This is a genomic window from Bradyrhizobium sp. AUGA SZCCT0158 (genome assembly GCF_018130065.1).
GTDB lineage: Bacteria > Pseudomonadota > Alphaproteobacteria > Rhizobiales > Xanthobacteraceae > Bradyrhizobium.
The window spans coordinates 17,026-43,464 of record NZ_JAFCME010000044.1 but is presented as its reverse complement, the minus strand read 5'-3'; the positions used below and the strand labels follow the sequence as shown (position 1 = coordinate 43,464).

Below are 26,439 nucleotides of genomic sequence, written 5' to 3'. Positions count from 1 at the left end.
GAGGGCGGGAAGTTTCCAGCAAAGCTCGGGCGCCATGCGTCGCGAGATCGCGAAGCTGCGTTTGGGATAAGGTGCAAACTCCCGCCGCGGAGTATGAGTCCTCCGATGCGCAATTGCGCATCTGTGCTCAAGGCCGGGACGACGAGTTATAGCTGTTGCCCGATCTGGAATTCTCTCGCCACGAACGCATATAGAACTCCCGGCATTCGTCGAAGGAGCCGCGCATGAGTTTACAGGCCGACTTCACCAGCCAGGAGTTCTTTCGCGATCCCGCCACTGCGATCGAGAAGCTGCGCACCATCGGGCCGGTGGTGGAAGTGCGCTTTCCGATCATCGGCAAGGTGTGGGCCACGACCACGCAGGCGCTTGCCGATCAGGTGCTGAAGGATACCAAGACCTTCACCATCCGCCGCGACGACGGCAATGTCGCCGGGCTGCAATGGTGGATGCCGGGTATCGTGCGTACGCTCGCCAACAGCATGCTGTCGATGGACGAGCCCAACCACAAGCGCTGCGCGACATCGTCGACGAAGCGTTCCGCCGCCGTGCCGTGCTCGACATGGAGCCGCATATCCAGGCGATCGGCGACCAGCTTGCCGATGAACTGTTCGCCGATGGCAGTCCCGCCGATCTCGTCGAGCGCTTTGCGCGCCGGCTGCCGCTGTCGGTGATTTGCGAACTGCTCGGGCTGCCGCTCGCCGACCGCGCCAAATTCACCGCCTGGGCCAGCGGCTTTACCCGCTTCACCGGTACGCTCGGCTTTCTCGGCATGATGCCGAAGATTTTTGCCATGCGGCGCTATGTCGAGCAGCATCTGGAAACCGTTCGCCGGCAAGGCGGGCAGGGGTTGATCGCCGAGATCGTGCGCGTCGAAAAGGACGGCGGGAAGATCAGCCGCGAGGAGATCGTGTCGATGGTGTTCCTGCTGCTGTTCGCCGGCCACGAGACCACGACGCATCTGATCAGCGGATCGGCGTTCGAGCTTCTGAAGAATCCCGGACTGCGCCACTGGCTGCGTGAGGATGAAAGCCGGCTCGATCTGGCGGTCGAGGAATTTCTGCGCTTCATCACGCCGGTGCAATTCACCAAGCCGCGCTATGTGCGCCGGGATGTCGATCTCGGCGGCGTGCAGGTGAGGAAGGGCGAAAAGGTCATGGCGATGCTCGCCGCCGCCAACATGGACCCGCAGGCCAATCCGCATCCCGAGCGGCTCGACCTGCAGCGCAGGCCCAACCGCCACATCGCGTTTGGCACCGGAATCCATTTTTGCCTCGGCCATCAGCTGGTGCGGATCGAAGGCCGATGTGCGCTCAAATCGCTGTTGCGGCGCTGGCCCGACCTGGCGCTGGCGGCCGATCCATCCGAAATCAAATGGCGCAAGCGGCCTGGCCTGCGCGCGATCGACCGGTTGCCGGTTGTGACGATCAGGCAAACACGCAGTCCGGGTGGCGCCAAGCAAGGGTAGCGCGAATTTTGTTCCACAGCCTGTGCGAGTTGTGCCGTCGATCGTTGCCCACTTGCCACGATTGTTGCGTGGCCGCAACAGTTCCTGAACATTTAACCGTCAAAGCAGCCAGCTATTGCCTGCGCCGCTTTTTAGCCACACCCCTGCATGAAATCATGCCTTCATAGGCTGATGGCCACAGCGCTCGCGAAGACGAGACGGCTGGGGAAACAGGTTCGCGATGAACGCAGGGACCAACATCAAGAACAGGCTGCCGAGCTGTCACGTGACGGCGGGTCCCTCGTGCGCGCCGCAAGCCTATGCCGCCGTCGTCGCGGCTTCCCGCGACGCGAGCAATGCTGCACCGCACCCGTCGGGGATCGCCACCGATCAACGCAGCATCAAATTCAATTTGGTCGAGGCGGCCGAAATCTTGGCGGGGGAAATCTTCAAAAAGACTCCGTATGCCGCGGGTTTGCAGCCGGGCGGCCGTGATGTTGCCAAAGACATACAGGAAATTGGGAGCATATCGCTTCTGATGAAGACGCTGCTCGACAATGGCCACCTGCGCGGGAATTGCCTTACCGCCTCGGGCCGGACGATCGCCGAAAACCTCAAGAGCGTAAAGGTGATGGCCGTCACCGGCGTTGTCGTCGGCCCAAAAGATAATTTTGCGCAGGAAGGTGCGGTCGTGAAGGTCGCGGGCATGTCGAAGCCGAAATTTTCAGGTTCTGAATTTCCAGGTTCTGTCCGCGGCTTGGACCGCGAGGAGGCCGCCGCGGCGAGTCTTAACGTAAAGTTGACCGGCGCCGACGCCCCTGAACATGAGACCAAACGGCAGTCCCGAGCGACTAACTTCAAATCGGCTGCGCTGTGGAAGGACGCCCAAAGGATCGGGCAGGCGATGGGTGGCGCTGTTTCCCACCCAGACGGTGCGCACGAGAAACAGTGTTATGCGGACATCTAGGCGTATCATTCTTGCGTTGATGTTAGGGGCCGCACCGGTGGCAGGCTCCGGATTCGCGTTCGATGGTGCGCCGGTAAATCCCAAAGATGCCGCTCTTCCCGTGGTTTCCCAGCCCGCTGCCCAGGCGTTGAACGCTCAGGCCTTGGGTATTCCGGGCCAGAAAAAGGCGATTCCGCCGGCAACCGCGGCTGCTGCCGCGACCGCGCCATCGCTGACCTCCCTGCAATACGCCGCCGAAGGCGGTCATCCCGTGGCCCAGTGGAAGCTCGGCCGGATGTATGCCAACGGCGATGGCGTCACCCAGGACGACCTGCGGGCGTTCGAATATTTCAGCCGCATTGCCAACCAGCATGCCGAGGATAGCCCGTCGGCGCCTCAGGCGACGATTGTGGCCAACGCGTTCGTGGCGCTGGGCCGGTATTACCTCAACGGCATTCCCAATTCGAAGGTCAAGGTCGACCGGGAGCGGGCGCGGGAGATGTTCTCCTATGCCGCGTCCTATTTCGGCAATGCCGATGCCCAGTACGACCTGGCGCGGCTCTATCTGAAGACCCCCGACGCCTCGCGGGAAGATTTCCGCTATGGCGCCCGCTGGCTTGGTCTGGCCGCCCAGAAGGGCCAGCATCAGGCACAGGCGCTGCTCGGCCAGATGCTGTTCAACGGCGACCGGCTGCCGCCGCAGCGCGCGCGCGGGCTGATGTGGCTGACCCTGGCGAGCGAGAGCGCGGCGCCGGACGAGGTCTGGATCAAGGAAAGCTACACCCGGGCGATGTCGAAAGCCTCCGGCGACGACCGCGCCATGGCGCTGCAGATGCTCGAGCACTGGGTGCAGGGCCGCCGGGACTGATTCCCGCCGCAGCTTGGTTGCTGCCGCGGCTTGAGCGGCGCTTATTCGCTCAGGCGGTTTCGAGCTCGAAATCGGCCCAGACCGGGACATGGTCGGACGGCTTTTCCCAGGTCCGCACGTAGCTGTCGATGCCGACATTGGTGAGCCGGTCGCTGGCCTGCGGCGACAGCAGCAAATGGTCGATCCGCAAGCCCCAGTTCTTCTGCCAGGCACCGGCCTGATAGTCCCAGAAGGTGTACTGGCCGGGCGCGTCGTTCACGGCGCGCAGTGCGTCCGTCAGTCCGAGCCCGAGCAGCGATTGGAAGGATTCGCGGGTTGCCGGGCGGAACAGCGCGTCATTGGCCCAGGCGGCGGGATTGTAGACGTCCCCTGCTGCCGGGATGACGTTGAAGTCGCCCGCCAGGATCAGCGGCTCCTCCGCTTTAAGTCGTTCTCTGGAATACTCAAGAAGCCGCGACATCCATTTGAGTTTATAGGGATATTTATCTGAATCCGCAGGGTTGCCATTGGGCAGATAGAGGCAGGCGATGCGCAGCACGCCCTTCTTCAGGGGAATCACGCCTTCCAGGAACCTTGCATGGGCGTCCTCGTCGTCGCCGGCGAGGCCGGATTTGGTTTCCTCGAACGGCAGCTTCGACAGCAGCGCAACGCCATTGAAAGTCTTCTGTCCGTGGGTGACGACGTTGTAGCCGAGCGCCTCGATCTCGAGCCGCGGAAAGGCTTCATCGATGCATTTGATTTCCTGCAGGCAGACGACGTCAGGCGCGCAGTCCTTCAGCCAGGTCAGCAGATGGTCGATCCGCTGCCGGACCGAATTGACGTTCCACGTAGCAATACGCATTGCAAATGACCGGATTGTAACAACACATTTTCGCCCAGTGGCATACCATGTGCTGCGAGGCTGTGATAACTATCTAGAAATAAGGCGTAAAAGTCGCCGTCAAGGGGCCGGGAGCAGCTGTCCCGTCCTTTGCGGGCCGACGGACGTGAAAAATTATGAAAAAGCGTAACTGGATACTTGTTGCCGGCATTATCGGCATCGTCGCCGTCGCGGCCTACACAACCCGCTCGTCGTGGATGGGGAGCAACGCCAGCGCGCAGGGGCCGCAGCGTCCGCGCATGGTCTCGGTCGAACTGGCGAAGGCGGAACGCAAGTCCGTGCCCGTCGATGTCGACGCCAACGGAACGGTTACGCCGATCTCCAGCGTGGCGTTGAAGTCGCGGCTGGAAACCACCATCCTGTCGGTCCATTTCCAGGACGGCGCCAAGGTCAACGAAGGCGACTTGCTGTTCACGCTCGATGCGCGCCAGATCGATGCCCAGATCGAGCAGGCTGAGGGAGTTTTGGCGAAGGATCGCGCCCAGCTCGAAGGCGCGCTGCGCGACGTCCGGCGGTTCAGCGAACTGATCGGGAAGGGCGCGACCACGCAGGTCAATCTAGACAACGCCAAGACGACGGCCGACATCCTGGCCGGAACCATCAAGTCCGACCAGGCGTCGCTGGACAATCTGAAGGTCCAGAAAAGCTACACCACGATCCGCGCGCCGTTTTCGGGCCGGATCAGCGTGGCCAATGTGAAAGTTGGAAACTTCGTCCGTCCCGCCGATACCGCGCCGCTCGCCGTCATCAACCAGATGGCGCCGGTCTACGTGACCTTCGCGGTTCCGCAGCGCGTGCTGGTGGATTTGCGGGAGTCGATGGCGAAAGGGGTATCCGGGGTGACGGCGACCATCCCGGGCCATCAGCGCTCCGAGACCGGCAAGGTCGCGATGGTCGAGAACACGGTGGATGCCACCACGGGCATGGTCACCGTGCGCGGCATCATGAGCAACGAGAACGAGACCTTGTGGCCGGGCACCCTGGTCGCGACCAGGCTGACGATCCGCAGCGAAGATGCGATCGTGGTGCCGACCGTCGCCGTGCAGCGCAGCCAGACCGGCAATTTCGTCTTCGTCGTCAAGGACGGCACAGCCAAGGTCCAGCCGGTCACGGTCGATCGCACCTCGCAGGGCATGTCGGTGATCTCGGAAGGGCTCGCGGGCGACGAGAGCGTGGTGGTCGACGGACAGTTGCTGCTGTCGGACGGAACCCGGGTCGAGCCGCGGACAAAGAAGGCGGGGGCGTAGCCGATGACGCTTTCGGAGCTCTGCATCCGCCGGCCGGTCATGACGACGCTGATCACGGCGTCGATCATTGCATTCGGCATCTTCGGCTTCCGCCTGCTGCCGGTATCGGCGCTGCCGCGGGTCGACTTCCCGACCATCGCCGTGACCGCAACCTTGCCGGGCGCGAGCGCGGAGACGATGGCATCATCTGTGGCCGGCGTCATCGAGCGCCAGCTCTCGACCATCGCCGGCATCTCCTCGATGTCGTCGAATTCCTCGCAGGGCACCAGCTCGATCACGATCCAGTTCGATCTCAACCGCAACATCGATTCCGCCGCGCTCGACGTGCAGACGGCGCTGACGATCGCGCAACGCCGGTTGCCGATCGAGATGAGAATCCCGCCGAGTTTCCGCAAGGTGAACCCGGCCGATTTCGCGATCCTGTTCGTGGTGCTCGGTTCACCCACGCTGCCGCTGTCGGCGGTCAACGAATATGGCGAAATCACCATCGGCCAGACTTTGTCGCAGATACCGGGCGTCGCGCAGGTCAGCGTCTACGGCGCGCAGAAGTTCGCCGTTCGCGTCCAGGCCGATCCGGAAGCCGCCGCGGCGCGTGGATTGTCGCTCGAAGACATCCGTTCCGCGGTTTCGGCCGCCAATTCGTCGACCCCGGTCGGCACGTTGAACGGACCGAAGCAGGACGTGGCCCTGCAGGCCTCCGGCCAGATGGACAAGGCGGCCGACTACAGCAAGATCGTGGTGGCCTGGCGCAACGGTTCGCCGGTCAAGCTCGATGAGGTCGCAAAGATCTACGACAGCGTCGAGAACGAGCGGATCGCAACCTGGCTGAACGACGAGCGCTCGATCGTGCTCGGCATCCAGAAACAGCCGGACGCCAACACGGTGGCGGTGGTCGATGGCATCCTGGCCAAATTGCCGGTGCTGCGGGCGCAGATCCCGCCATCGGTGTCGATCAACGTGCTGATGGATCGCTCGGTATCCATTCGTCAGGCGGTGGCCGACGTCGAGGAGACGCTGCTGATCGCGATCGGGCTGGTCATCCTCGTCATCTTCCTGTTCCTGCGCTCGGCGTCCGCGACCTTCATTCCGGCGCTGGCGGTTCCGATCTCGCTGTTCGGCACCTGCGCGGTGATGTATGCGCTCGACTATTCGATCAACAACATGACGCTGCTGGCGCTGACCCTGTCGGTCGGGTTCGTGGTCGACGACGCCATCGTCATGCTCGAAAACATCGTCCGCCACATCGAGCGCGGGATGCGGCCGTTTGAGGCCGCTCTGAAGGGCGCGCGCGAGATCGGCTTCACGATCATCTCGATCACTTTCTCGCTGATCGCCGTGTTCATCCCGGTGCTGCTGATGGGCGGTATCGTCGGCCGTGTGTTCCGCGAATTCGCGGTGACGGTATCGGTTGCGATCATCGTATCAGGATTCGTCTCGCTGACCTTGACACCGATGCTGTGCGCGCGCGTGTTGCGGGCGCACGACCCGAACAAGAAGCCGAATATCGTGCTTCGCGCTTTCGAGGCGATGTTCGAATCCTGGCTGCGTGCCTATGAATGGACGCTCGACTGGGTGCTGGCGCGCAAGGCGCTGATGCTGGCCGTGACGCTGGCGACGCTCGGCGGCACCGTCTACCTCTACATGATCGTGCCGAAGGGATTCTTTCCGCAGGAGGACACCGGCTTCCTGATCGGCGTGACCGAGGCTGCGACCGATACGTCCTTCGATGCGATGAAGGAGCGGCAGCAGGCGCTGGTCGCCGTGCTGAGAGGCGATCCCGCGGTCGAATACATCAACTCCACCGTCGGTGCCGGCGGACCGAACGCGACGGCGAATTACGGGCGCCTGTTCATCGCGCTGAAGCCGAAAAAGGAACGCGACAACCTCACGACGATCATCGGGCGGCTCCGGACCAAGGCCCGCCAGATTCCAGGCATGCAGGCGTTCTTCCAGCCGATCCAGAACCTCAATATCGGCGGGCGGATCTCCAAGAGCCAGTACCAGTATGTGATGCAGAGCGGCGACACCGACTCGCTGTACCGGCTGGCGCCGGAGATGCGCGACAAGATCGAGAAGGTGCCGGGACTGCTCGACGTCACCACCGATCTCTACATCAAGAACCCGCAGATGACGGTCGATATCGACCGCGAGAAGGCCGCCGTTTACGGCGTCACCGTCGATCAGGTTCGCAACCAGCTCTACAACGCCTACGGCTCGCGCCAGGTCGGCACCATCTACATGCCGTCGAACGACTACCAGATTATCCTGGAAGTGCAGCCGCAGTTCCGGGTCGATCCGTCCGATCTGTCCAAGCTCTACATGAAGACCCAGAACAACCAGACCATTCCGCTGTCAGCGGTGGCGAAGCTGGTTCCGACGGTGGGGCCGCTGCAAATCAACCACCAGGCGCAGCAGCCGGCGGTGACGATCTCGTTCAACCTCGCGCCCGGCTATTCGCTGGGCCATGCGGTCGACCAGATCACCACGCTCGAGCAGAGCTCCAACCTGCCGGCAACCATCGCCACCGGCTTCTCCGGCACGGCGCAGGTGTTCCAGGATTCGCTGCGCGGGCAGGGCGTCCTGATCCTCGCCGCCGTGTTCGCGGCCTTCGTCATCCTCGGCATCCTCTACGAGAGCTTCATCCACCCGATCACCATCATCTCCGGCCTGCCGTCGGCCGGCATCGGCGCGATCCTGACCCTGATGCTGTTCGGAATGGAGATGTCCGTCATCGCGATGATCGGCATCGTGATGCTGGTCGGCATAGTCAAGAAGAACGCCATCATGATGGTCGACTTCGCGCTGGAGCGGCGCAGCGTCGGCCTCAGCGCCGAGCATGCGATCCGGGAAGCCGCGCTGCTGCGTTTCCGCCCGATCATGATGACGACGTTCGCCGCGATCTTCGGCACGCTGCCGATCGCGCTCGGCGCCGGCGCCGGCGCCGAACTGCGCCAGCCACTTGGCGTCGCCGTGGTCGGCGGTCTGTGCCTGTCGCAACTGCTGACGCTGTACATTACCCCCGTGATCTACATCTATCTCGACCGTCTCGACCGCCGCCTGAAGCGCCGGCTCGAACCGCAGCTCGAAGAAACCGGCGACGAGAAGCGGCCGCACGTGGTCGCGGCCGAGTAATGATCCCGGCGCGGGCAATGCGGACCGCCTTGCGATGCATCGTCATCCTGACCGCGCTTGCGTGGAACGTCGGGACGAGGGCCGTTGCGGCCGAGCCGATCGAAATCTTCGACGCGCATCTGCATTACAATTGGGAACCAAAGCCGTATTACCAGCTCGACGAGGTGCTCGCGCTATTCAAGAAGCATCGCGTCACCGGCATCCTCGCGACCAGCCGCCCGAACAGCGGAACGCATGCGCTGGTGGATGCCAAGGCCGATGGCCTGCAGGTCGTGCCTTTCATCCGTCCGTACCGCGTCCGGTCGGATATCCAGAGCTGGTTCGGCGACCCCGTGATCTTCGATCTGGTGCAGGACGAATTCAAGCGCGGCTATTACCGCGGCATCGGCGAATTCCATCTGTCGGGCAAGTCGGCGGAGAACGAGTGGGTCAAGAAGACCGTCGATTTTGCGGTCGCCAACGACCTCTATCTGCACGCCCATGCCGATGACGAGGCGGTCGAGATCCTGATGCGGCACAATCCGAAAGCCCGGATCATCTGGGCGCATACCGGCTTTGGGCTGTCGACCGATCGCGTCACGGCGATGCTGTCGAAATACCCAAAGCTGTGGGGAGAGTTGTCGTATCGCAGCGGCATCACCGACGGCGCGGGCAAGCTGACGGCTGAGTGGCGGACGCTGTTCGAACGCTATCCCGATCGCTTCCTGCTCGGTTCGGACACCTGGGTGCCGGAGCGCTGGGCGAGCTATGGTGAGATCATGGCGAGCTATCGCGCCTGGCTGGCGCAGCTATCGCCCAAAATCGCCGAGCAGATCGCGAGCGGCAATGCGAAGGCGTTGTTCGCCACGCCGCGCTGATGTCGCTCAGATCGAAAAACTGGTGCCGCAGCCGCAGGAGGCGGTGGCATTCGGATTGACCACCCGGAACGACGCGCCGATCAGATCGTCGACGAAATCGACTTCCGAGCCGGCCAGGAACGGCACCGATGCCGGATCGACCAGCACCACGGCGCCCTCGCGCGCAATCACCAGATCGTCCTCGGCCTGGGCATGCTCGACGTCGAATTTGTACTGGAAGCCGGAGCAGCCGCCGCCTTCGACGGAAATGCGCAGCATGGCGCCGTCGCCCTCGGTCTTGAGGATTTGCCCGATGCGGCGGGCGGCCCGCTCGCTGACGGTGATGGCAGTGGTCATGCGTGGTCTCCGGTCGAAGGCGTCATACCCAATTCATTTGGTATCCCGCGCTCCCCATAGTTAAGTATGTAATCTCGCAGAATCAAATGGATAAGGACTAAAAAAACGTGTCGGTCGGAATGGCTGCCCCCCGCGCGCTCTATGCCTGCGATCCCGATCGCAGCCGCGGCCGGCTGTTTACGGAGCCGCCGAGCAAGACCCGCAGCCCGTTCCGGCGCGACTGCGACCGGGTTATCCATTCCACCGCCTTCCGCCGCCTGAAGCACAAAACCCAAGTCTTCGTGTTCCATGAAGGCGATCATTACCGCACAAGGCTGACCCATTCGCTGGAGGTGGCCCAGATCGCCCGCGCGCTGGCCCGCCAGCTCGGGCTCGACGAAGACCTCACCGAGACGCTGGCGCTGGCCCACGACCTCGGCCATCCCCCGTTCGGCCATGCCGGGGAGCGGGCGCTGGACAAATGCCTGGCGGCCCATGGCGGCTTCGATCACAACGCCCAGACCCTGCGCGTCGTAACCTCGCTGGAACATCGCTACCCCGAATTCGATGGGCTCAATCTGAGCTGGGAATCGCTGGAGGGCATCGTCAAGCACAATGGCCCGCTGACGATGCGGAGCGGGGACCCCACCGGGCGCTACAGCGACAGCGGGATCCCGGTCGGGATCGCCGATTTCAACCGCAAATATGATCTGGACCTGTGGACCTACGCCTCGCTGGAGGCCCAGGTCGCAGCCTTCGCCGACGACATCGCCTATGACGCCCACGATATCGATGACGGCCTGCGCGCGGGCCTGTTCAGCGTCGACGACCTCAACGTGATGCCGCTCACGGCCGCCATCATCGCCGACATCGGCAAGCACTATCCCGATCTCGATGACGGCAGGCGCGGGGCGGAATTGGTGCGCGAGCTGATTTCCTACATGATCTCGGCTGTTGTCGCCGAGGCAGGCAGGCGGCTCGAAGCGGCCAAGCCGCAATCGGCCCACGATGTGCGCCACTGCGCTCAGCCCCTGGTCGCGTTTCCGCCTGCCGTGGCGACGGAGGAGGCCGACATCAAGGCATTCCTGAAGCAGCGGATGTACCGCCACAAGCGGGTGATGCGGGTGATGGGTGAGGCGGAGCAGATCGTGTTCGACCTGTTCGCGCGCTACCAGAAATCGCCGGCTGACCTGCCGGCCGAGTGGGTCGAGGAGACCGAGCGGCAGACCGAAGCCGGGCGTGCCCGCCGGATTGGCAATTTCATTGCCGGGATGACCGATCGTTTCGCCCTGATCGAGCACCAGAGGCTTTTTGACTTGACCCCGGATTTGCGTTAGGCGGCGGCCGAGGACTTCAAAAAATGGCCGAAAAACCCACTTCTCCGCACCTTTTTGCCGATGTGCTTGCGCGCGTGCACAGGATTTGTGCCGTGCTAGCGGCCGAGGAAAACTGGCCTGCCGGCATCGATTTCTCCCGCGTGGTGGTCGAGCCACCGCGCGATGCGACCCATGGCGACATGGCGACCAATGCCGCGATGGTGCTCGCCAAGGAAGCCAAGGCAAAGCCGCGCGATCTTGCCGACAAGTTCGCCGAAAAGCTGCGTGCGGACGATCTGATCGCTTCCGTCGAAGTCGCCGGGCCTGGCTTCATCAATCTCACCCTGAAGCCAGAGGCGTGGGCGGACGCGCTGCGCACCGTGCTGCGCGAGGGCGTCACCTACGGCCAAAGCGCGATTGGTGGCGGCGAAAAGGTCAATGTCGAATACGTCTCGGCCAATCCGACCGGGCCGATGCATGTCGGACATTGCCGGGGCGCCGTGTTCGGCGACGCACTGTGCAGCCTGCTGCGTTTCGCGGGCTATGACGTCACGCGCGAATACTACATCAACGACGCCGGCGCGCAGGTCGATGTGCTCGGCCGCTCCGCGTATCTGCGTTACCGGGAAGCGCTCGGCGAGGACATTGGCGCGATCCCGGAAGGCCTCTATCCCGGCGATTATCTCGTCCCGGTTGGGCAGGCGCTGGCCGCCGAATACGGCGGCAAGCTCAAGGCGATGTCGGAAAACGCCTGGTTGCCGATCGTGCGCCTCAAGGCCATCGACATGATGATGGAGATGATCAAGGGCGATCTCTCGGCGCTGCACATCAAGCACGATGTGTTTTTCTCGGAGCGCTCGCTGATCGAGACCGGCAACAACAAGGTCACCGAGACCATCGACTATCTGCGTGCCAAAGGCGATGTCTATGAAGGCCGCCTGGCGCCGCCCAAAGGCAAGGTGGTCGACGACTACGAGGACCGCGAGCAAACGCTGTTTCGGGCCACCGCATTCGGCGACGATGTCGATCGTCCGCTGATCAAGTCCGATGGCGGCTATACTTATTTCGCCTCCGACATCGCCAACCACAAGAACAAGTTCGATCGCGGCTTCACCAACCTGATCGACGTGTTCGGCGCCGATCATGGCGGTTATATCAAGCGCATGCAGGCGGCGGTGAAGGCCGTGACCTCGGGCAAGGCGGCCCTCGACGTCAAGATCGTGCAGCTGGTCAAGCTGCTGCGCGACGGCGAGCCGGTGAAGATGTCAAAGCGCTCCGGCGAGTTCGTCACCTTGCGTGAGGTGGTCGACGAGGTCGGGTCTGACGCCGTGCGCTTCATGATGCTGTTCCGCAAGAACGACGCGGTGCTGGATTTCGACCTTGCCAAGGTGATCGAGCAGTCCAAGGATAACGCGGTGTTCTACGTCCAGTACGGCCACGCCCGCGGCCATTCGATCTTCAAGAACGCCCGGGAAATGCTTCCGGACCTGCCGGAGAGCGATTCCGCCCGGGCGGCCTATCTCGGGGACGCCGCGGTGGAGCGGCTGACGGACCCTACGGAACTCAGCCTGTTGAAGCAGCTGGCGCTTTATCCCCGGATGATCGAGGCGGCGGCGGTGGCGCATGAACCCCACCGAATCGCTTTTTACCTCTATGATCTCGCGAGTGAATTTCACGCGCTTTGGACCAAGGGGCGGGATTTGCCCTATTTACGCTTCATTATCACTAATGATGCACACATTACGAGGGCGCGACTGGCAATGGTCCAGGGCGTCGTCTCGGTTCTGGAATCGGGCTTAGCCGTTCTCGGCGTCCACGCTCCGACCGAGATGCGGTAGGCAAGGGGCATAGGCCCTCGCAATGGGGATTGTGAGGGTATCTGGCAGGAGCCAATTCGTGTTCATGGCTCGTATGGTCATGGCGGGTTGGCGCTGTCCCGAAGGGGATGCATCTTCACGATGGCTGATAGATACCAGGAACGAACTTTTCCTTCGGACGCCGACGATGATCGCGGCGCGAACCCGGCTGCCCCGGCGAGGGGCGACAGCGATCCGCTGGCGGAGCTGGCGCGGCTGATCGGGCAGTCCGATCCGTTTAGCAGCGGTGCCAAGACCCCGCACCCACTGCAGTCGCGGGCCAACGTGCGACCGCAACACGACGCCGTGGACGAGGAAGAGGTCGGTGTAGCCGCGGGCCCGCCGCCATGGATGCAGCGCGCCAGGCACGATGCGCCGCCACTGCCACCGCAGCAGGAATACGAAGAGCCGGAGCCGGATTACCAGCCGAGCCCAGTGCATCCCTTGCACCGCTACGCGGCTCAGCAGCCGGCGGCACATGAACAGGACCATCACGCGCCGGCGCAGCAATACGCGGACGAGCAGCCGGTGGATCCCTCGCGGTATGACGACGCGCTGTATGGCCAGCTGGAATCAGGGCAGCATGAATATGCACGTGATCCGGCCTTTCCGGATGATCCCTACGCCTATCAGAGCGATTACGAGGAAGAGCCGGAGCCGCCGCGCAAGCGCAGCAACGGCCTGATTACGGTCGCCGCGGTGCTGGCGCTGGCCGTGGTCGGGACGGGGGCTGCCTTCGCCTACCGAACCTATGTCGGCTCACCCCGCAGCGGCGAGCCGCCGATCATCAAGGCCGACAACAGCCCGACCAAGGTCATGGCGACGCCGGGCGATGGTGCCGCTGCCAAGACACCGGACCGCATGGTGCCCGGCGATGGCGGCGAAAAGATCGTTTCGCGTGAAGAGGCTCCGGTCGATGTCAACTCCAGGTCCGGTCCGCGCGTGGTGTTTCCGCCGCTGAACCCGAATGGCAGCCCGCCCTCGGTCGCAAGCGTCTCTCCGGCCGCTCCGCCGCCGGCGACCGCCGCGAACGGCTCCCTGCCGAACAACGAACCGCGCAAGGTCAAGACCCTTGCCGTAAAGGGCGACGCCGATAATGGTGGCGTTCCTGCAGGGGTTGCACAGGCAAAGCCGGCGCCGGCTGCCCGTACGGCCGCACCGGCGCCAGCTCCGGCCGCGCCGCGCAACCCGTCATCCGCCAACGCCAGCGCCAATGGCCCGCTCGCGCTGACGCCGCAAGGCGGCGCAGCGCCCGATCCGGCGCCCACCCGTGTAGCGGCAACCGGTCAGGCGCAGGCCGCGCCCTCCGGCGTCGGATATCTCGTTCAGGTCTCCTCGCAGAAGAACGAGGCTGATGCACTGGCGTCCTACCGGGCGCTGCAGGGCAAGTATCCATCCGTGCTGGGGACACGTTCGGCTTCGATCAGGCGGGCGGATCTCGGCGACAAGGGCGTCGTTTACCGCTCGATGGTCGGACCGTTTGGTTCTCAGGAGGAGGCGGCGCAGCTGTGCGGCAACCTGAAAACCGCCGGCGGACAGTGCGTCATCCTCAGGAATTAACGGCCGTTTCCTTGACCCGGGAGCTGTGAGGGGCCTAATCGGCCCCCATGAGCAGCCGCGCATTCATCACAGGCATATCCGGACTGGAATTGAGCGCTGACGAGCGCGCGTTTATCCGTGCCGAGCTGCCATGGGGCTTTATCCTATTCAAACGCAACATTGAGACCCCCGCGCAAGTTGCTTCGCTGGTTGGCGAATTGCGCAATTTGGTCGGAAACGCCGATGCGCCCGTCCTGATCGACCAGGAAGGCGGGCGGGTGCAGCGGCTCGGACCGCCGCATTGGCCGGTCTATCCGCCAGGCGCCGTCTTTGGGGCGCTGTACGACATCGACCCTCAACTGGGATTCAAGGCCGCCCGTTTGAGCTCACGGCTGATCGCAGCCGACCTGATCGACCTCGGAATCACGGTGGACTGCCTGCCACTGGCGGACGTGCCGGTTGCGGGGGCCGACGCCGTCATTGGCAACCGGGCCTATGGAACCGAGCCGGGCAAAGTGGCCGCGATCGCCCGCGCCGTCACCGAGGGGCTGGAGCAGGGCGGGGTGTTGCCGGTCCTGAAGCACATTCCCGGCCATGGAAGGGCCACAGCGGACAGTCATTTTCGGCTGCCAACGGTTGATTCGACGAGGGAAGAGCTCGATCGGATCGATTTTGCCGCCTTCCAACCGCTGGCGGACCTGCCGATGGCGATGACCGCACATGTTGTGTTTAGCGCGCTAGACCCCGTCCATCCGGCGACGACTTCTGCGACAATCATCCGGCAGGTGATTCGCGGCGTAATCGGGTTCCAGGGTTTGTTGATGAGTGATGACGTGTCCATGAATGCGTTGGCGGGATCGATCGCCGAGCGGACCCGAGCCATCGTCAACGCCGGCTGCGACATGGTTTTGCATTGCAATGGCAAGCTCGACGAGATGCGCGATGTCGCAGCCGAGACGCCGGAACTGACGGGCGAGGCCCTCAATCGCGCCAACCGGGCGCTGGCCTCGCGAAAGGCGCCGCTGCCGCTCAACCGGCAGGCGGCGCGGGCTGAACTGGACGCGTTGATGGATCGGGTAGGGACGGTATGACCGCGGAGATTCTATCGTTTGAGACCGGACGGCCCGCCGCTGACGGCACCGACAGCGAGCCCTCGCTGGTTGTCGACGTCGAGGGCTATGAGGGTCCGCTCGACCTGTTGCTGACGCTGGCGCGGCAACAGAAGGTCGACCTGTCCAAAATTTCCATCCTGGCGCTGGCCGACCAGTATCTCGTCTTCATCGAGGCGGCGCGAAAGATCCGCCTCGAGCTCGCGGCCGACTATCTGGTGATGGCGGCCTGGCTGGCGTTCCTGAAATCGCGGCTGCTGCTGCCGGAGCCGGCGACGCCCGACGGCCCGAGCGCCGAGGAAATGGCGACCGCGCTCGCCAACCGGCTGCGCCGGCTGGAAGCCATCCGCGAGGCGGCCAACCGGCTGATGAACCGGCCGCAGTTCCAGCGCGATATTTTCCCGCGCGGCAATCCGGAATCGATCGCGGAAATCCGCCACCCCAAATTCACCGCGACGCTATACGACCTGCTCACGGCCTATGCCACGCAGCGTCAACAGAAGGTGCTGGCAACGGTGCATCTGGCCAAGCGCACGGTGTGGTCGCTGTCGGAAGCGCGCGCCTCGCTGGAGCGGCTGGTCGGCATGGCCGAGGACTGGAGCTGCCTCGACGAATTTCTCCTCAGTTATGTTGTCGATCCCTCGCAGAAGGCGACGGTATTTGCCTCCACCTTTGCCGCCGCGCTCGAGCTGGTGCGGGAAGGCGAGATGGAACTGAATCAGAAAGAGGCGTTCGCGCCGCTGTATTTTCGTAAGCGTCAGCCGCAAGCGTCCGGAGCGATGTCCGCTTCGGATCTCTCGGTCGAGTAAGTGGAAGAAGGAGACCTAGCCATGGCGAGCCTCGCGGAAAAGCGCATGGAAGAAGCCGAGGAACATTCCGTCGATCCCACGAACGAGCCCGAAGCGAGGCCCGAAGAATTGCGGCTGCTGGAAGCGCTGTTGTTTGCCTCCGCCGAGCCGGTCGATCAGGCGGCGCTGGCCAAGCGGATGCCAGACGGTGTCGATGTCAAGGTCGCTTTGGCGCAACTGCAGGCGGAATACGCCACGCGCGGCGTCAATCTGGTGCGGGTCGCGAACAAGTGGACGTTCCGCACCGCCGGCGATCTGTCGTGGCTGATGACGCGGGAGAGCACGGAAACGCGGCGGCTGTCGCGCGCGGCCATCGAGGTGCTCGCGATCATCGCCTACCACCAGCCGGTGACGCGCGCCGAGATCGAGGAAATCCGCGGCGTGATCACCTCCAAGGGCACGCTGGATGTGTTGCTGGAGACCGGTTGGATCCGTCCCCGCGGCCGCCGCAAGACGCCGGGCCGGCCGTTGACGTTCGGCACCACCGACGGGTTCCTGTCGCAGTTCAGCCTCGAAGCACTCGGCGATCTGCCGGGCCTGGAAGAGCTGAAAGGCACCGGCCTGCTGGATTCGCGGCTGCCGTCCGGCTTCAGCGTTCCGACCCCGTCGGACGACGTGGCGCTGCGAGAGGACGAGGACCCGCTGGATGCCGGCGACACCCTGGAACTCCTGCTGGCGCCGGCGGCCGAGCCCGAGACCCCTAGCGAAAGCTAGGGCGTGGACAAAAATATCGAAAACAACCCCATGCAAAGTAGAACGGGCCCCGGTTCGGGGCCTGTTCCGCTAGGGGCCGTTCAGTCCTCGAAACCGGATTAACGGTAGCAATAATCCGTAGTCGCGACAGCGATTTGCCGCGGCCTGGGTCCTTGTTTTTGACACCTCCCGGGCCTACCTTCCGGCAAAGCTTGGGCCGGATGCCGGCCGTCTCTTTTGGAGGGTTGCAGGATGGGTTCGCTTAGCATTTGGCACTGGATCGTCGTGATCGCAGTGGTCCTGCTGTTGTTCGGCCGCGGCAAGATTTCGGACCTGATGGGCGACGTCGCGCAGGGCATCAAGTCCTTCAAGAAAGGCTTGCAGGACGATGACAAGCCTGCGGAAAAGCCCGCGGTCGAGCCGACCAAGACCATCGATCACAATGCGGCGCCGACGGCGGCCCGCACCGATGTCGGCAGCAAGGCTGTTTGACGGTTTAGTTGTAGGCGCCGTCGGGCGCGGACCGGTGTCCGGTGAAGCCATGGCCTATTGAAGTCATGGACGCCGGTTGAGAAAAGACGCGGGCCGCCCCAAAATCTTGCTATGGAGATTTGGGTAGGGCGGGGTCGCGTAAGCGGAAATTTTCATGTTCGACATCGGGTGGAGTGAACTGGTCGTCATCGCGGTTGTCGCGCTGATCGCCATCGGCCCGAAAGAGCTGCCGGGCGTGCTGCGCATGGTCGGGCAATGGATGGGCAAGGCCCGCAAGATGGCTAGCGAATTCCAGGGCCAGTTCCAGGAAGCGATGCGCGAGGCCGAAATGGCCGACCTCAAGAAGAGTTTTGACGAGGTCAAGGACGTCGCGACAGGCATGTCTCCCACCGGTCTGATCACCTCGCTGCAAAAGGACGTCGGTGACGCCCTGCAGATCGGGGACATCGACAAGCCCGTCAACTCGCAGGTGGAGACCTCGATCGGGGAAACCGTGACGCCCGAAATCGTCGCACCGACCACGCCGGCCGCCCCGACGGCCGAGACGTTCGTCGAGGCCGAAACCCATCAGGCGGTCTCCGAGCCGCTGATCATCACCCGCGAAGCTCAGGCCGCGTCACAGGACATCGCGCCAGCGGCGCCGGACATTCTCAAGGACGCCAAAGCGTCATGAGCGACGAAGACATCGAGGCCAGCAAAGCGCCGCTGATGGACCATTTGATCGAGCTGCGCTCGCGGCTGATCAAGGCGCTGCTGGCGTTCGGTATCGCCTTCATCTTCTGCTTCTTCTTCGCCAAGCAGATCTACAACGTGCTGGTGTGGCCGTTCGTCTGGATCGCCGGCCCCGAGAATTCGAAGTTCATCTACACGGCGCTGCTGGAATATTTCCTCACGCAGCTGAAGCTCGCGCTGTTCGGCGCCGGCTTCATTTCGTTCCCGATCATCGCGACGCAGATCTACAAATTCGTGGCGCCCGGGCTTTACAAGCACGAGCGCGGCGCGTTCCTGCCGTACCTGGTGGCGACCCCGTTCTTCTTCGTGCTCGGCTCGCTCCTGGTCTATTTCATCGTGCTGCCGATGCTGGTGCGCTTCTCGCTCGGCATGCAGCAGTCCGGCGGCGATGAGACCGCGCAGATCCAGTTGTTGCCGAAGGTCGGCGAATATCTGTCGCTGATGATGTCGCTGATCTTTGCCTTCGGCATCGCGTTCCAGCTGCCGGTCATCCTGACGCTATTGGGCCGGATCGGCATCCTCACCGCGCAGCAGCTGCGCGAAAAGCGGCGCTATTTCATCGTGGTCGCCTTCGTCATCGCGGCCGTCCTGACGCCGCCGGACGTGCTGAGCCAGGCCTCGCTCGCGCTGCCCTTGATGGTCCTCTACGAAGGCTCGATCCTCGCGGTCGCCCTGGTGGAGAAGCGGGTCGCCGCAGCCAAGGCCGCAACCGGTACGCCACCCTCCGCGACCCCGCCGCCCGCGGCCAATCCGGCGGAGTAGGGCCGCTTCGCTGTTCCAAAAGCCGTCCATTCGGGTTACTGGATGCGCGCCTTCACCGGCACGATTCAGGAATGATCCGCCATGCACGACATCAAATCGATCCGCGATAACCCGCAAGCATTCGACGCCGGACTGAAGCGCCGTGGCCTGGCGCCGCTGTCGCCGTCGCTGCTGGCGATCGACGAAAAGCGCCGCGCGGCAATCCTGGCATCCGAACAGGCGCAGGCTAGGCGCAATGCGGCCTCGAAGGAAATCGGCGACGCCAAGAAGGCAAAGGACGAGGCGCGTGCATCGAAGTTGATGGCCGAGGTCGCCGAACTCAAGACCACGATGCCGGAGCTCGAAGCCGCGGCAAAGACGGCGGACGACGAACTCGCCAAAGAGTTGGCCGCGATCCCGAACCTGCCGCTCGACGAAGTGCCCGACGGTGTTGACGAGCTCGGCAATGTGCAGCGTCAGGTGTTCGGCAAGGCGCGCACCTACGGTTTCGCGCCGAAGCCGCATGACGATCTCGGCGGCGCGCTCGGCTATATGGATTTCGAGACGGCAGCGAAACTCTCCGGCGCGCGTTTTGTCGTGCTGAAAAAAGGCCTCGCGCGGCTGGAGCGTGCGATCGGTCAATTCATGCTCGATCTCCACACCAACGAACATGGCTACACCGAGATCAATCCGCCGCTATTGGTGCGCGACGACGTGATGTTCGGCACCGGGCAATTGCCGAAATTCGAGGATGATCAGTTCTGGGCGATCAAGGGCGAGCTGCTGGCGGCTCCGGATGATGGCCGCCTAAAGACTGAACGTCTTGGCCTCATTCCCACGGCCGAAGTATCGCTGACCAACCTTGTCCGCGAATCCATTGTCGACGACAAGGAATTGCCGATGCGTCTTTCGGCGCTGACGCCGTGTTTCCGTGCGGAGGCAGGTGCCGCCGGCCGTGATACCCGAGGCATGATCCGCCAGCATCAATTCACAAAAGTCGAACTGGTCTCGATCACCACACCGGAGGCGAGCAAGGACGAGCACGAGCGCATGCTCTCCTGTGCTGAAGAAGTATTGCGCCGCCTCGATCTGCATTATCGTGTCATGACGCTGTGTGCGGGCGACATGGGTTTCTCCGCGCAGAAAACCTACGACATCGAAGTGTGGATGCCGGGGCAGGGCGACGGCGGTGCTTTTCGCGAAATCTCCAGCTGTTCGGTGTGCGGCGATTTCCAGGCGCGGCGCATGGATGCGCGCTATCGCGGGCCCGATGGCAAGCCGCGTTTCGTGCATACGCTGAACGGCTCCGGCACTGCGGTCGGCCGCGCGCTGATTGCTGTCATGGAAACCTATCAGCAACAGGATGGATCGATTGCAGTGCCCGACGTGCTGCAGCCCTATATGGGCGGCCTCAAAGTCATCGAGCACGACAGATAGCAAAGCCGAAAATGCCCCTGCATCGCGACATCCATTGGATCGGCCGGCAATGGGCTGTCACCGGCCTCGGGATGCAGTTGATCGACCAGAAGCTGAAGGGCTTCTTCGATATCGAGGTCCCGCAGTTGTGGGACGAGGCGCTGATCGAAACCATGCGGGCCAAGGAATGGCTCAATGTCGCGGATTTCGACAAGGGCCTCGAGGTGGCGCGGAAGCGGTTTCCTCCGGGCGGCGTGACGCAGCCGGAAACAATCGCGCCGGCTCCGCCCGTTGCGCCGACGGTGTGTCAGGCTGCGCCGCCGGTTACGCCGGCGCCGGTGGTGGTTCCGCCCATCGCACCAATTGAGCCGCCACCTCAGATCGCAAAATTGGAAGAGCCCCGGCCTCCAAAGCCGGATCCGATCAAACCGCCTCCGGCTCCGCCCGTCATATTGCGGGCGATTGCGATCCCAACGCCTGAGCCCGAGCCGGCTCAGTCCGTGCCGCCAAAATTTCAAATGGTGTTTTCAGGCTACGCCAAGTTCGTTCGTCCCTGGCGCGTCCGGATGCGGGAATGACTGTATCTTGCCGGTTTGCCTCGGCGGCGATAGGCGGATAATACGGCGCCGGCGACATGGAAAACGGCCTCGAATCGAACCGGAAGGCATTTTGACGGATGCGCATTCTCTGCACCAATGACGACGGCATTCACGCTCCCGGTCTGAAGGTCGTCGAGGAGATCGCCAGCGCGCTGTCGGACGACGTCTGGATCGTGGCGCCCGAACTCGATCAATCCGGCGTCTCGCATTCGCTGTCGCTGAACGATCCGCTGCGGCTGCGCGAAGTCGGCCCGCGGCATTTTGCGGTGCGCGGCACGCCGACCGATTGCGTAATCATGGGCGCGCGCCACATCCTCGGCGAAAAGCTGCCGGATCTCGTGCTGTCGGGCGTCAACAAGGGCCGCAACGTCGCCGAGGACGTGGTCTACTCCGGCACCATCGCGGGCGCGCTGGAAGGCACCATTCTGGGCATTCCATCGTTTGCGCTGAGCCAGGAATTCTCCATCGAAACGCGGAACGCGCCGCTGTGGGACACGGCGGTGAAATTCGGGCCGGATATCGTGCGCAAGGTGATCGACGCCGGCGTGCCCAAGAACACCGTGATCAACGTCAACTTTCCGGCCTGCACCCCTGATCAGGTTAACGGCATCCGCGTCACGCGGCAGGGCAAGCGCAATCTCGGTTTCCTGAAAGTCGACAAGCGCCATGACGGCCGCGGCAATCCCTATTTCTGGATCGGGTTCGAACGCGCCGCGATGCTGGACACGCCGGCCGAAGGCACCGATCTCGCCGCATTGGCCGCGCGCTACGTGTCAGTAACGCCGCTGCGGCTCGACCGCACCGATGAAGCGTTTTCGGAAGCTCTGACGACGACGTTGAAGTGACGCGAAGCGTCATACCCGCGAACGCGGGTATCCAGTACGCCGCGGCGTCGCGGTTCAATCGACGGTCTCTCGAATACTGGATCATCCGCTTTCGCGGATGATGACGGGCAGGGTGTGCGGATAGAGCGGCTAAGCCGCCGCGCTCTTCAGCGCGTTGTTGATCATCTGCGCCAGCGTTTCCAGTTGAAACGGCTTTTGCAGCGCCGGGCGGTCGCGATATTCCTCGGGCAGGCCCGAGGAGCCGTAGCCGGTCGCGAAAATGAAGGGCCGGTTGCGCGCCTTGATCAGTTCGGCCACCGGCGTGATCACCTTGCCGTTGACGTTGACGTCGAGGATGGCGAGATCGAACTCGGTCGATTGGGCGAGCTTGACGGCTTCGCCGATTTCGCCGGCCTCGGCGGCGACGCTGTAGCCGAGCTCTTCGAGCATGTCGGCGACCATCATCCGGATCATGACCTCGTCTTCGACGAGAAACACTGAACAGCCCTGCGGCCGCGTCGCCATCATGATGGAATCCTTGCCCTTCCCGAGCTCAAGGTTCGCAAATAACACCAATCGGCGCAACGACAAGATGGGTCAGGCCAAGGCCTGCGGCCCGCCCGTCAAGAGCCCCGATTTTCCGGGCTCTAACGCTGTTCCCGGACCGTAGTTCCACAAGCGGAACCCATTTTGAGGAAATTCTTCCTTAAAGCTCTGCTGGCTATTGCATCAAATCCCGAGCGAAGCACTAGATGAATGGCCAGGCCGCGCCCCCGAGTCTCTAATGTCGCAAGAACCGCCCGAAAAGATGATGTTCCAGCTCTCCCTGCGGCGGCGGGGGATCAGCGACCAGACCATCCTGCGCACCATGGAAGAGGTGCCGCGCGAGATGTTCGTGACCGCGGCCGATCGCGGTCATGCCTATCGCGACAGCGCGCTCGGCATCGCCTGCGGGCAAACCATCAGCCAGCCCTTCGTGGTCGCCTACATGACCGAGCAATTGCAGCTGCAAAAGCAACACAAGGTGCTCGAGATCGGCACCGGCTCCGGCTACCAGGCCGCGATCCTGTCCCGGCTTTGCAAGCACGTCCTGACCATGGAGCGGTACCGGACGCTGGCCGACAGCGCGCGGGCCCGGCTGGAAAAGCTGGGCTACGACAATATCGAGGTCCTGCTTGGCGACGGCTTCGATATCCCGCCAGGTGCCGGGGATTTCGACCGCATCATCGTGACCGCGGCGATGGAGCAAATCCCGGAGAAGCTGCTGGCGCGGCTTGAGCCCGGTGGCATCCTGATCGCACCGGTCGGACCCCACCAGGGTGTCCAGACTCTGCTGCGCGTCACGAGGACTGACGCAGGGTTCGACCGCAAGGCGCTGGTCGACGTGCGCTTCGTGCCGGCGCTGCCGGGGATTGCCCGCGAACTGTAGAATCACGGATTGGCGGTTCCCGCCAACATCTTATTTGAAGGGTTAAGCGGTTATTTACTCGGGACGTGTTTACTCAAAAGAGTATTTAGTTGCGTATGAGTGAGTAACCATGTCCCGTGTCGTCGAGTTGCTTCGCTCGCGTCGCGTACCGCAAGTGGCGGTGCTGACGCTGATGTCGTTTGGCTTTGCCGGCTGCAGCGCCGATATGTCGACGCGCTTCTCGCAAAACACCCTGTCAAACCCGTTCAACTATCAGCCGGACGCGACCGGTTCGGTGCAGCAGGCGCCGGCGCCCCAGGTCGAGCGTCGCGAACTGCCGCAATATTCTCGGCCGCAAACTCAGCCGTATCAGTCGCAGCCCCAACACCAATCGTCGGCCTTGCCGCCACCGCCGCCGGTGGTCACGGCGCCGCGATCCTATCAGACCGCAGGCAACGGCGTGTCGGGCGGAGGCCGCGGGCTTTCGTCCTATACCCCGCCGGGCCAACCCAAGCTTGAGACCACCGCCACCGTTGCGCCGCGCTCGGTTGCCGCTGCGCCCGCGCATGGCGGCACCACGATCATCGTCGGTACCAGCGACACGCTCGACATCCTGGCCAAGCGCTACAACGTTTCGTCGGCTGCGATCCTGCAGGCCAATGGTTACAAGGGACCGCGCGCGCTATCGCCCGGCCAGCAACTGATCATCCCGCGCCAGACCGTTGCCGCCGCGCCTGCGCCGGCGGTAGCGCCGCCGGCCAGCAAGCCGGTCGCGGCTGTTGCGGGGCCGTCGAGCGTGCACGTCGTCAATCGCGGCGACACGTTGATGAGCATTGCACGCCGGAACAACCTTCCGGTGGCGGATCTCGCCAAGGCCAACAACCTCGACACATCGGCCAAGCTCAGCCTCGGCATGAAGCTGACCGTGCCTGGCGCCAAGACCGCCGCCGCACCTGCGGCGCAGCCTGTTGCACCGGTGCAGGTCGCAGCGGTCGCCGCGCCTGCTGCCAAGCCGGGGACGCCTGCCGCGCAGCCGCAAAGCGCGCGCTTGGCGCAGGCGACAACCAATGTCGAGGAAAAACCGGCGGCCGATGCGCCGGCGGTCAAGTCCAGCGAAGCCACTGGCGCGCTGCCGACCTTCCGCTGGCCGGTACGCGGCAAGGTCATCACGACCTACGGCGCCAAGACCAACGGCAAGGCCAATGACGGCATCAATCTGGCGGTGCCGGAAGGTACCCCGGTGAAGGCTGCCGAAGACGGCGTCGTCGCCTACTCGGGCAATGAATTGAAGGGTTACGGCAATCTCATTCTGGTTCGGCACTCCAACGGTTACGTCACTGCATATGCCCATGCGAGTGAGCTGATGGTGAAGCGCGGCGACACGATCAAGCGCGGCCAGATCATTGCCAAGTCGGGCCAATCGGGTGAGGTGGGATCGCCGCAACTCCACTTCGAGATCCGCAAAGGATCTTCACCGGTTGACCCGCTTCAATTCCTGAACGGGGCGTGAGGGCGCAGTATCTCCTCAACTGTCATTGCCGGGCTTGACCCGGCAATCCATCCCTGAAGAAAGCGCTCTCGCGAGGTGCGATGGATACGCGGGTCAAGCCCGCGTATGACGAGTGAGTTCGTCGCCACCGCGTCCTACTTTCCCACCAGCCGCACACCCAGCCGTCCGGCCAGCTCCTGCGTGAACTGCCAGGCGACGCGCCCCGAGCGTGAACCGCGGGTCGTCGACCATTCCAGCGCTTCGCGCTCCAGTTCCTCATCGGCAAGCTTGATGCCGTAATGGCCGCAATAGCCGCGGACCATCGCCAGATATTCGTCCTGGCTGCAGCGGTGGAAGCCGAGCCACAGACCAAAGCGGTCCGACAGCGAGACTTTTTCCTCGACCGCTTCACCGGGATTGATCGCGGTCGAGCGTTCGTTCTCGATCATCTCGCGCGCCAGAAGATGCCGGCGGTTCGAGGTGGCGTAGAGGATCGCATTGTCCGGGCGTCCCTCGATGCCGCCTTCCAGCACCGCTTTGAGCGATTTGTAGGAGGCGTCGTTGCCGTCGAAGGAGAGGTCGTCGCAGAACACGATGAAACGGAATGAAGAGCTGCGCACCCGGTCCATCAGGCCCGGCAGGCTCTCGATATCCTCGCGATGGATCTCGATCAGCTTGAGTTTGCCGGCCGGCTTGCGCTTGAGGTTGATGTCGGCATGCGCGGCCTTGACCAGCGACGACTTGCCCATGCCGCGCGCGCCCCACAGCAGCGCATTGTTGGCGGGCAGGCCGTCGGCAAAGCGCTCGGTATTCTCGATCAGGATGTCGCGCATCCGGTCGATACCCTTGAGCAACCCGAGGTCGACCCGGCTGACGCGCGGTACCGGCGCCAGCCGCCCGTCCGGGTGCCAGACGAAGGCGTCCGCAGCCCCGAACGACTCAGGTCCCGCGTTGGCCGGGGAGGCCGCGGAAAGGTGGCTCGCGATGGCCTCCAGCGCGTCCGCGATGCGCTCGGCGGTGGCGTCTTTCGAGGGGGGCGCCGGACGTTTTGTCGCGGTTTTCGCGGGCTTCCGCCGGCCTGCTTTGGAGGTGGCGCGAGCCGCTGTTTTATTGGGTTTTTTCGACATTTTCCGTGTTCCTGACGGCGCAGCCTTAACGGGCCTTGGAAGCTCCCGCAAGCGCCCTAAATGAGGGGGCTGGCAGCGTTGCAATTGGGACGGCCGCCGCTATAGTCCGCGCGAATTTGCCCGGACCGGTCAGACGCTTGCGTCGCCGGTCGTTTCCCGTCTCACGAGGATTGTTCGAATGCTGATTACCCCTGCGTACGCCCAGGCTGCAGCCGGTGGCGATGCCAACAGCATGTTGATGTCGCTGCTGCCGTTCGCACTGATCTTCGTCATCATGTACTTCCTGATTCTGCGCCCGCAGCAGAAGAAGATCAGGGACCATGCCGAACTGGTGAAAAACATCCGGCGTGGCGATACCGTCGTGACCTCCGGCGGCCTGGTCGGCAAGGTGACCAAGGTCGTCGACGACGACCAGATCGAGTTCGAGATCTCCGACGGTGTGCGCGTGCGCCAGATGCGGCAGATGATCTCCGGCGTGCGCGCCAAGGGCGAGCCGGCCAAGGAAAAGGCCGAGACCGCCAAGGACGAGACGTCCGCGAGCTGATTTGCGCTCTGCATACT

General features: G+C 63.5%; 25 protein-coding genes and 1 pseudogene. 22 read left to right on the top strand and 4 right to left on the bottom strand.

Annotated elements, in window-relative coordinates; all coding sequences use genetic code 11:
- The first annotated feature begins 224 nt into the window (after positions 1-224).
- The 4 genes and pseudogenes from JQ574_RS35785 to JQ574_RS33385 all read left to right on the top strand — a co-directional run bounded on the left by JQ574_RS35785 (position 225) and on the right by JQ574_RS33385 (position 3,258).
- Entirely contained in the window at positions 225-671 is a 447-nt protein-coding gene (locus JQ574_RS35785; protein WP_312014658.1) for a hypothetical protein, read from the top strand.
- Positions 560-1,465 carry a cytochrome P450 gene (locus JQ574_RS33395; protein WP_312014657.1) on the top strand — a complete coding sequence of 302 codons (906 nt, stop codon included), beginning with the start codon at positions 560-562 and terminating at the stop codon, positions 1,463-1,465. Before JQ574_RS35785 ends, JQ574_RS33395 begins: the two co-directional genes overlap by 112 nt.
- A 301-nt stretch (positions 1,466-1,766) precedes the next feature.
- Positions 1,767-2,411: pseudogene (locus JQ574_RS33390) on the top strand (dihydroxy-acid dehydratase); the annotation flags it as partial.
- Positions 2,398-3,258: a tetratricopeptide repeat protein gene (locus tag JQ574_RS33385; RefSeq protein ID WP_212210509.1), complete on the top strand. Its 861-nt coding sequence runs from the start codon at positions 2,398-2,400 to the stop codon at positions 3,256-3,258. The pseudogene JQ574_RS33390 and the gene JQ574_RS33385, both read left to right, overlap by 14 nt.
- Positions 3,259-3,307: 49 nt before the next feature.
- On the opposite strand, the gene xth is transcribed toward JQ574_RS33385, so the two are convergent.
- Positions 3,308-4,099, bottom strand: coding sequence for an exodeoxyribonuclease III (gene xth / locus JQ574_RS33380; protein WP_212210507.1), 792 nt, complete (start codon positions 4,097-4,099; stop codon positions 3,308-3,310).
- 155 nt (positions 4,100-4,254) lie between these two features.
- On the opposite strand from xth, the gene JQ574_RS33375 reads away from it, so the two are divergent.
- From JQ574_RS33375 to JQ574_RS33365, 3 genes are read left to right on the top strand one after another with little or no spacing between them, the layout of a single operon-like run.
- Positions 4,255-5,385 (top strand): efflux RND transporter periplasmic adaptor subunit, encoded by a 1,131-nt coding sequence (locus tag JQ574_RS33375; RefSeq protein WP_212210505.1) that lies wholly within the window; start codon positions 4,255-4,257, stop codon positions 5,383-5,385.
- 3 nt (positions 5,386-5,388) lie between these two features.
- Positions 5,389-8,517, top strand: coding sequence for an efflux RND transporter permease subunit (locus JQ574_RS33370; protein WP_212210503.1), 3,129 nt, complete (start codon positions 5,389-5,391; stop codon positions 8,515-8,517).
- 17 nt (positions 8,518-8,534) lie between these two features.
- Positions 8,535-9,374 carry an amidohydrolase family protein gene (locus JQ574_RS33365; RefSeq protein ID WP_249119770.1) on the top strand — a complete coding sequence of 280 codons (840 nt, stop codon included), beginning with the start codon at positions 8,535-8,537 and terminating at the stop codon, positions 9,372-9,374.
- Between the two features lie 6 nt (positions 9,375-9,380).
- Here JQ574_RS33365 and erpA read toward each other — a convergent pair whose 3' ends face one another.
- Positions 9,381-9,710 (bottom strand): iron-sulfur cluster insertion protein ErpA, encoded by a 330-nt coding sequence (erpA, locus tag JQ574_RS33360; RefSeq protein WP_192739521.1) that lies wholly within the window; start codon positions 9,708-9,710, stop codon positions 9,381-9,383.
- Positions 9,711-9,817: 107 nt separating this feature from the next.
- Between erpA and JQ574_RS33355 the strand changes: the two genes are divergently transcribed.
- The 12 genes from JQ574_RS33355 to surE all read left to right on the top strand — a co-directional run bounded on the left by JQ574_RS33355 (position 9,818) and on the right by surE (position 21,875).
- Positions 9,818-11,026, top strand: a complete 1,209-nt coding sequence (locus tag JQ574_RS33355) for a deoxyguanosinetriphosphate triphosphohydrolase (protein WP_212384180.1) — start codon at positions 9,818-9,820, stop codon at positions 11,024-11,026.
- 23 nt (positions 11,027-11,049) lie between these two features.
- Positions 11,050-12,843 (top strand): arginine--tRNA ligase, encoded by a 1,794-nt coding sequence (argS, locus tag JQ574_RS33350; protein ID WP_212210499.1) that lies wholly within the window; start codon positions 11,050-11,052, stop codon positions 12,841-12,843.
- Positions 12,844-12,963: 120 nt separating this feature from the next.
- A complete protein-coding gene (locus tag JQ574_RS33345; RefSeq protein ID WP_212210497.1) occupies positions 12,964-14,421 on the top strand; it encodes an SPOR domain-containing protein in 1,458 nt (485 codons plus the stop codon).
- Between the two features lie 47 nt (positions 14,422-14,468).
- Complete coding sequence (gene nagZ / locus JQ574_RS33340) at positions 14,469-15,491, top strand: beta-N-acetylhexosaminidase (protein WP_212210495.1); 1,023 nt, start codon at positions 14,469-14,471, stop codon at positions 15,489-15,491.
- Positions 15,488-16,318, top strand: a complete 831-nt coding sequence (locus JQ574_RS33335; protein WP_192739516.1) for a segregation and condensation protein A — start codon at positions 15,488-15,490, stop codon at positions 16,316-16,318. The genes nagZ and JQ574_RS33335 overlap by 4 nt, the downstream gene beginning before the upstream one ends.
- Before the next feature lie 21 nt (positions 16,319-16,339).
- The gene (gene scpB / locus JQ574_RS33330) at positions 16,340-17,071 is read left to right on the top strand and encodes an SMC-Scp complex subunit ScpB (RefSeq protein ID WP_192739515.1); all 732 of its coding nucleotides are present in this window, start codon (positions 16,340-16,342) and stop codon (positions 17,069-17,071) included.
- A gap of 231 nt (positions 17,072-17,302) precedes the next feature.
- The gene (locus JQ574_RS33325) at positions 17,303-17,542 is read left to right on the top strand and encodes a twin-arginine translocase TatA/TatE family subunit (RefSeq protein ID WP_192739514.1); all 240 of its coding nucleotides are present in this window, start codon (positions 17,303-17,305) and stop codon (positions 17,540-17,542) included.
- A gap of 154 nt (positions 17,543-17,696) precedes the next feature.
- Positions 17,697-18,215, top strand: coding sequence for a Sec-independent protein translocase protein TatB (gene tatB / locus JQ574_RS33320; RefSeq protein ID WP_212210493.1), 519 nt, complete (start codon positions 17,697-17,699; stop codon positions 18,213-18,215).
- The gene (gene tatC / locus JQ574_RS33315; protein WP_212210491.1) at positions 18,212-19,036 is read left to right on the top strand and encodes a twin-arginine translocase subunit TatC; all 825 of its coding nucleotides are present in this window, start codon (positions 18,212-18,214) and stop codon (positions 19,034-19,036) included. The genes tatB and tatC overlap by 4 nt, the downstream gene beginning before the upstream one ends.
- 81 nt (positions 19,037-19,117) lie before the next feature.
- The gene (gene serS / locus JQ574_RS33310) at positions 19,118-20,452 is read left to right on the top strand and encodes a serine--tRNA ligase (protein WP_212210489.1); all 1,335 of its coding nucleotides are present in this window, start codon (positions 19,118-19,120) and stop codon (positions 20,450-20,452) included.
- An 11-nt stretch (positions 20,453-20,463) separates the two neighbouring features.
- Positions 20,464-21,009, top strand: a complete 546-nt coding sequence (locus JQ574_RS33305) for a hypothetical protein (protein WP_212210487.1) — start codon at positions 20,464-20,466, stop codon at positions 21,007-21,009.
- Between the two features lie 98 nt (positions 21,010-21,107).
- Entirely contained in the window at positions 21,108-21,875 is a 768-nt protein-coding gene (gene surE / locus JQ574_RS33300; protein ID WP_212210485.1) for a 5'/3'-nucleotidase SurE, read from the top strand.
- A gap of 129 nt (positions 21,876-22,004) precedes the next feature.
- Here the strand turns inward: surE and JQ574_RS33295 are convergent, their stop codons facing one another.
- A complete protein-coding gene (locus tag JQ574_RS33295) occupies positions 22,005-22,382 on the bottom strand; it encodes a response regulator (protein WP_212210483.1) in 378 nt (125 codons plus the stop codon).
- Positions 22,383-22,638: 256 nt separating this feature from the next.
- On the opposite strand from JQ574_RS33295, the gene JQ574_RS33290 reads away from it, so the two are divergent.
- Both JQ574_RS33290 and JQ574_RS33285 read left to right on the top strand, forming a co-directional pair.
- Positions 22,639-23,283 (top strand): protein-L-isoaspartate(D-aspartate) O-methyltransferase, encoded by a 645-nt coding sequence (locus JQ574_RS33290; protein ID WP_409363424.1) that lies wholly within the window; start codon positions 22,639-22,641, stop codon positions 23,281-23,283.
- A 109-nt stretch (positions 23,284-23,392) separates the two neighbouring features.
- The gene (locus JQ574_RS33285) at positions 23,393-24,772 is read left to right on the top strand and encodes a peptidoglycan DD-metalloendopeptidase family protein (RefSeq protein WP_212210481.1); all 1,380 of its coding nucleotides are present in this window, start codon (positions 23,393-23,395) and stop codon (positions 24,770-24,772) included.
- Between the two features lie 134 nt (positions 24,773-24,906).
- On the opposite strand, the gene JQ574_RS33280 is transcribed toward JQ574_RS33285, so the two are convergent.
- Positions 24,907-25,878: an ATP-binding protein gene (locus JQ574_RS33280; RefSeq protein ID WP_212210479.1), complete on the bottom strand. Its 972-nt coding sequence runs from the start codon at positions 25,876-25,878 to the stop codon at positions 24,907-24,909.
- Positions 25,879-26,056: 178 nt separating this feature from the next.
- Between JQ574_RS33280 and yajC the strand changes: the two genes are divergently transcribed.
- A complete protein-coding gene (gene yajC, locus JQ574_RS33275; RefSeq protein WP_192739505.1) occupies positions 26,057-26,422 on the top strand; it encodes a preprotein translocase subunit YajC in 366 nt (121 codons plus the stop codon).
- Positions 26,423-26,439: the final 17 nt, after the last annotated feature.

What these genes read in the sequence shown, in the direction of transcription:
- JQ574_RS35785 (WP_312014658.1), top strand. Translation starts at nt 225, where the DNA reads ATGAGTTTACAGGCCGACTTCACCAGCCAGGAGTTCTTTCGCGATCCC.
- JQ574_RS33395 (WP_312014657.1), top strand. Translation starts at nt 560, where the DNA reads ATGGAGCCGCATATCCAGGCGATCGGCGACCAGCTTGCCGATGAACTG.
- JQ574_RS33385 (WP_212210509.1), top strand. Translation starts at nt 2,398, where the DNA reads ATGCGGACATCTAGGCGTATCATTCTTGCGTTGATGTTAGGGGCCGCA.
- xth (WP_212210507.1), bottom strand. Translation starts at nt 4,099, where the DNA reads ATGCGTATTGCTACGTGGAACGTCAATTCGGTCCGGCAGCGGATCGAC.
- JQ574_RS33375 (WP_212210505.1), top strand. Translation starts at nt 4,255, where the DNA reads ATGAAAAAGCGTAACTGGATACTTGTTGCCGGCATTATCGGCATCGTC.
- JQ574_RS33370 (WP_212210503.1), top strand. Translation starts at nt 5,389, where the DNA reads ATGACGCTTTCGGAGCTCTGCATCCGCCGGCCGGTCATGACGACGCTG.
- JQ574_RS33365 (WP_249119770.1), top strand. Translation starts at nt 8,535, where the DNA reads ATGCGGACCGCCTTGCGATGCATCGTCATCCTGACCGCGCTTGCGTGG.
- erpA (WP_192739521.1), bottom strand. Translation starts at nt 9,710, where the DNA reads ATGACCACTGCCATCACCGTCAGCGAGCGGGCCGCCCGCCGCATCGGG.
- argS (WP_212210499.1), top strand. Translation starts at nt 11,050, where the DNA reads ATGGCCGAAAAACCCACTTCTCCGCACCTTTTTGCCGATGTGCTTGCG.
- JQ574_RS33345 (WP_212210497.1), top strand. Translation starts at nt 12,964, where the DNA reads ATGGCTGATAGATACCAGGAACGAACTTTTCCTTCGGACGCCGACGAT.
- nagZ (WP_212210495.1), top strand. Translation starts at nt 14,469, where the DNA reads ATGAGCAGCCGCGCATTCATCACAGGCATATCCGGACTGGAATTGAGC.
- JQ574_RS33335 (WP_192739516.1), top strand. Translation starts at nt 15,488, where the DNA reads ATGACCGCGGAGATTCTATCGTTTGAGACCGGACGGCCCGCCGCTGAC.
- scpB (WP_192739515.1), top strand. Translation starts at nt 16,340, where the DNA reads ATGGCGAGCCTCGCGGAAAAGCGCATGGAAGAAGCCGAGGAACATTCC.
- JQ574_RS33325 (WP_192739514.1), top strand. Translation starts at nt 17,303, where the DNA reads ATGGGTTCGCTTAGCATTTGGCACTGGATCGTCGTGATCGCAGTGGTC.
- tatB (WP_212210493.1), top strand. Translation starts at nt 17,697, where the DNA reads ATGTTCGACATCGGGTGGAGTGAACTGGTCGTCATCGCGGTTGTCGCG.
- tatC (WP_212210491.1), top strand. Translation starts at nt 18,212, where the DNA reads ATGAGCGACGAAGACATCGAGGCCAGCAAAGCGCCGCTGATGGACCAT.
- serS (WP_212210489.1), top strand. Translation starts at nt 19,118, where the DNA reads ATGCACGACATCAAATCGATCCGCGATAACCCGCAAGCATTCGACGCC.
- JQ574_RS33305 (WP_212210487.1), top strand. Translation starts at nt 20,464, where the DNA reads ATGCCCCTGCATCGCGACATCCATTGGATCGGCCGGCAATGGGCTGTC.
- surE (WP_212210485.1), top strand. Translation starts at nt 21,108, where the DNA reads ATGCGCATTCTCTGCACCAATGACGACGGCATTCACGCTCCCGGTCTG.
- JQ574_RS33295 (WP_212210483.1), bottom strand. Translation starts at nt 22,382, where the DNA reads ATGATGGCGACGCGGCCGCAGGGCTGTTCAGTGTTTCTCGTCGAAGAC.
- JQ574_RS33290 (WP_409363424.1), top strand. Translation starts at nt 22,639, where the DNA reads ATGTCGCAAGAACCGCCCGAAAAGATGATGTTCCAGCTCTCCCTGCGG.
- JQ574_RS33285 (WP_212210481.1), top strand. Translation starts at nt 23,393, where the DNA reads ATGTCCCGTGTCGTCGAGTTGCTTCGCTCGCGTCGCGTACCGCAAGTG.
- JQ574_RS33280 (WP_212210479.1), bottom strand. Translation starts at nt 25,878, where the DNA reads ATGTCGAAAAAACCCAATAAAACAGCGGCTCGCGCCACCTCCAAAGCA.
- yajC (WP_192739505.1), top strand. Translation starts at nt 26,057, where the DNA reads ATGCTGATTACCCCTGCGTACGCCCAGGCTGCAGCCGGTGGCGATGCC.